Source organism: Streptococcus sp. GMD6S (assembly GCF_000297015.1).
The window spans coordinates 1-1,114 of record NZ_AJRH01000162.1; the positions used below are offsets into that span (position 1 = coordinate 1).

1 protein-coding gene is annotated in these 1,114 nt (G+C 39.8%); it reads right to left on the minus strand.

The genetic code is table 11. The features are described from left to right. Nucleotides 1-15: 15 nt before the first annotated feature. The coding region (pbp3, locus tag GMD6S_RS09370) for a D-alanyl-D-alanine carboxypeptidase PBP3 (protein WP_000294634.1) at nucleotides 16-1,114 on the minus strand (1,099 nt) is incomplete at its 5' end.

The following is a 1,114-nucleotide window of genomic DNA, read 5'->3' on the forward strand; positions in this document are numbered from 1 at the left end:
TTATTCGCGATTTTTTTATAGTTTTTCATTGATAAAGCGGATAAATTGATTCCACCAAACCTTCAAAAAGAAGGCTTTTTCTACTTTCTTTTCAGAAACCATTTCAAAAGATGGTTTGTCGGAAGTGAGATAGCCCTGGCCGACCAAATCCTGATCATCATAGGTCAGAGTACCAACAACCTTGCCTTCTTCCAATGGAGCCATTTCTGATGTTGATTTCGGTGTGAATTGGAGAGTTGGTGTAGTACCGCTTCCGATGCGTTGGACGATGGAAATGTCTGACTTAGCGACAGCTGTCACATTATCTTCTTTACCATCCAGAACTGTTACTTTACTATCGTTGTAAGCTTCACCTTTCTGAACGACAGTTTTTAAGGCAAAGTTTGCAGAAATATAATCTAAAAGTGCTGAAGTAGCAGTAAAACGTGCATAAGGGTTGGTATCTTGTTGATCTGCATTCAAAACAACCGTAATAATACGCATCCCTTTCTCAACAGTTGTTCCCACGAATGAAGCACCAGCTTTATCAGTAGTACCTGTCTTTAGTCCATCAATACCACCACGATAGGCAGGCATTCCCTCCAACATATAGTTGGTTGAGTGGATTTCAAGTCCTGCAAAGGTAGAAGTTGGTTTTTTTGTGATTTCCAAAACTTGAGGATAATCTCGGATGAGGTTACGAGCGACGATTGCAACATCGTAGGCACTCAACTTGTTTTCATCGTCTTTTTTAGAACCAGGATAGATATTATCGCCAAGTGTCTCATTATTTAAACCAGTTGTGTTTACAATAGTTGCATCTTGAATTCCCCATTCAAGAAGTTTAGCCCTCATCTTGTCTACGAAGTCTTTCTCAGAACCAGCAATCTTTTCTGCTAGTGCAATGGCAGCGCTGTTTGCACTGGATACCATTGTAGCCTCTAATAGTTGTTCAACAGTATAATTTCGAGCTTCCATAGGGACGTTACTCGCCTCAGAATTAGTTGTAAGTTTGTAAGGATAGTCCGAAATATCAACAGGTGTAGATAGGCTGATAGTTCCTTGTTCCAGAGCTTCATAGACCAAATAAACTGTAACCAGTTTTGTAATAGAAGCAATTTCTACAGGCTGATTT